Source organism: Streptomyces prasinopilosus, from assembly GCF_001419695.1.
In the GTDB taxonomy this organism is placed as follows: domain Bacteria; phylum Actinomycetota; class Actinomycetes; order Streptomycetales; family Streptomycetaceae; genus Streptomyces; species Streptomyces prasinopilosus.
The window spans coordinates 1-3956 of record NZ_LIRG01000699.1 but is presented as its reverse complement, the minus strand read 5'-3'; the positions used below and the strand labels follow the sequence as shown (position 1 = coordinate 3956).

General features: G+C 73.8%; 3 protein-coding genes and 2 pseudogenes. 3 read left to right on the top strand and 2 right to left on the bottom strand.

All coding sequences use genetic code 11. From position 1 onward, the window contains the following. Together AOK18_RS24795 and AOK18_RS34675 are read right to left on the bottom strand one after the other, a co-directional pair. Nucleotides 1-234 (bottom strand): annotated as a pseudogene (locus AOK18_RS24795) (arabinosylfuranosidase ArfA); the annotation flags it as partial. 41 nt (nucleotides 235-275) lie between these two features. Continuing rightward, nucleotides 276-478 (bottom strand): annotated as a pseudogene (locus AOK18_RS34675) (hypothetical protein); the annotation flags it as partial. Between the two features lie 457 nt (nucleotides 479-935). Between AOK18_RS34675 and AOK18_RS24785 the strand changes: the two are divergent. From AOK18_RS24785 to AOK18_RS24775, 3 genes are read left to right on the top strand one after another with little or no spacing between them, the layout of a single operon-like run. Continuing rightward, nucleotides 936-1454 (top strand): hypothetical protein, encoded by a 519-nt coding sequence (locus tag AOK18_RS24785; protein WP_055695768.1) that lies wholly within the window; start codon nucleotides 936-938, stop codon nucleotides 1452-1454. 3 nt (nucleotides 1455-1457) lie between these two features. Beyond that, nucleotides 1458-2651, top strand: coding sequence for an MAB_1171c family putative transporter (locus AOK18_RS24780; protein ID WP_055570838.1), 1194 nt, complete (start codon nucleotides 1458-1460; stop codon nucleotides 2649-2651). Continuing rightward, a complete protein-coding gene (locus AOK18_RS24775) occupies nucleotides 2648-3856 on the top strand; it encodes an FAD-dependent oxidoreductase (protein WP_079105157.1) in 1209 nt (402 codons plus the stop codon). The genes AOK18_RS24780 and AOK18_RS24775 overlap by 4 nt, the downstream gene beginning before the upstream one ends. Nucleotides 3857-3956 lie beyond the last annotated feature (100 nt).

The following is a 3956-nucleotide window of genomic DNA, read 5'->3' as shown; positions in this document are numbered from 1 at the left end:
CCTGTAGCCGGAGACGAAGTTGCCGCCGGGGTAGCGGACGGCGGTGACGCCGAGTTCCCTGACGAGGTCCAGGACGTCCTGGCGGAGGCCGTCCGCGTCCGCGGTGGGGTGGCCGGGTTCGAAGATGCCGGTGTACACGCAGCGGCCGAGGTGCTCCACGAACGAGCCGAAGAGGCGGGGGTTCACCTCACCTACGGTGAAGGCGGGGTCCAGGGTGAAACGGGCGGTTCGCAACATGGTCCTTCCGGGGGTCCTGGGGACGGGGGTTCGGGGGGTCACTGGTCCGCCGGACCGGTGTGGGCGACGCCCGCCACGATCCGGCGCCGGAAGAGGACGAAGACGACGATCAGCGGCAGGCCCGCCAGGAGGCCGCCGGCCATCGGCCGGGCCCACTGGATGCCGTGGGAGTTCATGCCGGTGGCGAGCGCGTCGGCCCCCGTGCCGGGTGCCGCGAAGCCCGGGCTCCCGGCGACCGTCANNGTGCGTGCCCGTACGGGCCGCACCCTCTCAAGTCGTTCGGCATATCGGATGACGCCCGTAACTTCGAACGGACCGTAAGGGCCCGGCGGGGACACGTCAATGGTGCGGACAAGAACGCGGGCCCGGATCCGGTGCGCCCGCCCGCGGGGGCGGGTGCCACCGGCCCGCATGACGCGGACACGGACGACGCCTGGGCCCGGACGACCCGGGGATCACCGAGGACGGCGGCTTCTCGCATCGCCCCGCCAAGGAGCGCCGCACGCCCCTAAGGTGAGGGAGGCTCGTACAATTCAGCGATTCACGCGGCACAGGGGTTGACGCGTGTTGAGCACCGGTGCCGGCGGCGCCGAGAGGGTGAAGTGACGCCGCCGGCCGCGTCGCAGCGCGCATCGTCCGCTGTCGGCCAGTCCGATGTCACCAGCCACCCGGGGAGAGAAGTGAGCACCAAGGGCGCCATGCGGAAGCTCCGCGACGATCTGGTGGGGGCTCTCGACGGTCTGGCCAGGCCGTCGACCCCCGCGGAGTTGTTCGACGCCCTGTGCGCCCGGCTCGCGGGGCGCCGCGGCAGACCGGTGGAGTACCGCCTGGTGACGTTCCCGCCGGGCACCGCCAGCGGACTGTACCTGGACATGGCGGACCGGGACCTGATCTGCGTGCAGGAGGACACCAGCCCCTGGCACCAGGTGGTGATCTTCGGGCACGAGGCCTGGCACATGGTCGCCGGTCACGCCGGCCGGCACGAGGCCGGCCCCGCGGTCGCCGCGCGCCTGCTGGCGGACGAGGCCGATCTGGCGGCCGCTCTCCAGGTGGCGGCGCGCACCGACTTCGGCCGGGACGAGGAGTCCGACGCAGAGCTGTTCGGTCTGACCCTCGCGGGCCGCCTGCGCAACTGGCTGGAGGGCACCGACGCGGTGGCGCCGCACAGCGAGCTGGCGCGGCGCATCCAGGCATCGCTCGGGCACCGCCGGAGCTGATGCGTGCGGAACTCCGACTACTACCTCCCCGCCGTCGCCCTCGGTGTCGCCTTCCTCGCCAAACTCCCCGCCCTGCGGCGGGGATGGCGCGACCCGCTGGTCCGTTCCGCCCACTTCCTGCTCTTCACCGCGGGCGTCTGCTTCTTCTTCGCCGCCCCGCCCACCATCAGCACGGTCAACGACCTCACGGGCATCCCGAACTTCTCGGGCCCGCTGGTCTACTGCATCATGTGCGCCTTCAGCTGCGCCTGCCTGGTCCTGATCGTCAACTGGCGCGGCGGGCCGCCGGAGACGGTCCGGCGCCACTCCCGGAGGTGGATCGCCTGCTACACGGCGGCCGTCGTCTCCCTGCCCGTGCTCTTCGCGCTGGGGGACGCCCCCGTCGAGCGGCTCCGCGACCTGGACACCCACTACGCGACCACGCCCTTCATCCGCGAGATGATCGTCACCTACCTCGTCGCCCACATCACCTCCGCCGTCGTCACGACGGCGCTGTGCCTGCGCTGGGCGCGGGAGGTGCGGCAGTGGCTGCGCGCGGGCCTGGTCGTCCTCGTCGTCGGGTTCGTCCTCAACCTGGCTTTCGGCATCGCCAAGCTCTCCGCGGTCGTCGCCCGGTGGAGCGGCCGTGACTGGGACGCCCTCAGCACGACGGTGGCGCCGCCGATCGTCGCGGCGGGCGGCCTGATCGTCACCTTCGGGTTCCTGCTGCCGCTGCTGGGCCCGCGGATCAGCGGCCTGGTCCGGTGCTGGATCAACTACGCGCGCCTGGGAACGCTGTGGAGGCTCCTGCGCGTACCGGGGAGGCGCAGCGCGCTTCCCCGCATCCCGTGGTGGTCGGACCCCGACATGCGCCTGAGCGTGCGGGAGACCGTCATCCACGACGAACTGCTCGCTCTCCGGCCGTACTTCGACGACCTCGTCCGGCGACGCGCCCACGCCGGGGCGCTCGGGAGCCGCCTGCCGGAAGAAGAGGCGGACGTCGTGGGGGTGGCCGCCATGGTGGTCGCCGCGGTGGAGGCGCGAGCCGGAGGTCCGCCGCGGGAGCCGGAGGAGTCCGCCGCGGCCGGAGCCTTCGCCCTGGCCTCGGTCCTCGGCCCAGAACGTGAGCGGCTCGTGCGCCTGTCGCGGGCCGTGGAGTCCCCCCTAGTCGCCGCTGCGCGCCGTCCCGCGGCCCTTCCAGAGAGCAGTTCACCATGACACCACCTGTCCGGACCGCCCGCAGTGCCGCGCCCCGCCGCGCCGTGGTCGTCGGCGGCGGAATGGCCGGCATGCTCGCCGCCGCCGCCCTGGCCGGCGCCGCGGACGAGGTCACCGTCGTCGAACGCGACGTCCTGCCCGCCGGGCCCGAGCCGCGCAGGTCGCTCCCCCAGGCCCGCCACGTGCACGTGCTGTGGTCCGGGGGCGCCCGGGCGTTCGAGCGGATCCTTCCCGGCATCACGGACCGCTGGCTGGCGGCCGGAGCCCGGCGCATCCCCCTGCCGACCGGTCTGGTGTCGATGACCGCGCAGGGCTGGCTCAGACGCTGGCCGGAGATGCAGTACATGATCGCGTGCACCCGCGACCTGCTGGACTGGGTGGTGCGCGAGCGGGTCCTGGGGATGCCGGCGGTGACCCTGCTGCAGGGACACGAGATGCGGGCCCTGGAGGGGACGGCCGCCCGCGTGACCGGCGTGCGCGTGCGGACGCCGGAGGGGCGGGAGCTGACCCTCGACGCCGACCTCGTGGTGGACGCCAGCGGCCGCGGGTCACGCGCCACGGAGTGGCTGCGGGCCCTGGGCACGGACGGCATCGAGGAGGCCGAGGTCGATTCCGGACTGGTGTACGCCAGCCGCCTCTACCGGGCGCCCGCGGGCAGCGGCGACTTCCCCATCGTCAACGTCCAGTCCGATCCCGGCGAGCCGGTGCCGGGCCGGACGGCGACGATCGTCCCCGTCGAGCGGGAGCGCTGGCTGGTGACCCTCTCGGGGACGAGGGGCGGCGAACCGTCCCGCGAGCCCGACCGGTTCGAGTCCTTCGCCCGCTCGATCCGGCACCCCGTCGTGGGCGAGCTGATCTCCTCGACCACCCCGCTCACGGAGGAGGTCGCCGTCTCCCGCAGCACGGTCAACCGGCGCCGCTACTTCGAGCGGGCGGCCACCTGGCCGGACGGGTTCGTCGTGGTCGGCGACTCGGTGGCCACGTACAACCCGCTCTACGGCCAGGGGATGACGGTGGCCGCGCAGGGCCTCGTCGAGCTCGGCGCCGCGGTGGCCCGGAGCGGGCTCCGCGCCCCCGGACTCGCACGCGAGGTCCAGCGCGCCATCGCCCGCCCCGCGGGCACCGCCTGGGAACTGGCCACCTCCCAGGACATCCTCTACCCCGGTGCGGTGGGACGGCCGTCGCGGCCCGGACCAGCCGGTTGACGTAGCGGTTCATGAGCGCGGTCCCGGGCAGGGAACTGCTGACGGCGCCTCCGCTGACCTCGGAGGAACGCAGGCCGGTGGCCGGCGGCCGGCGGGTCAC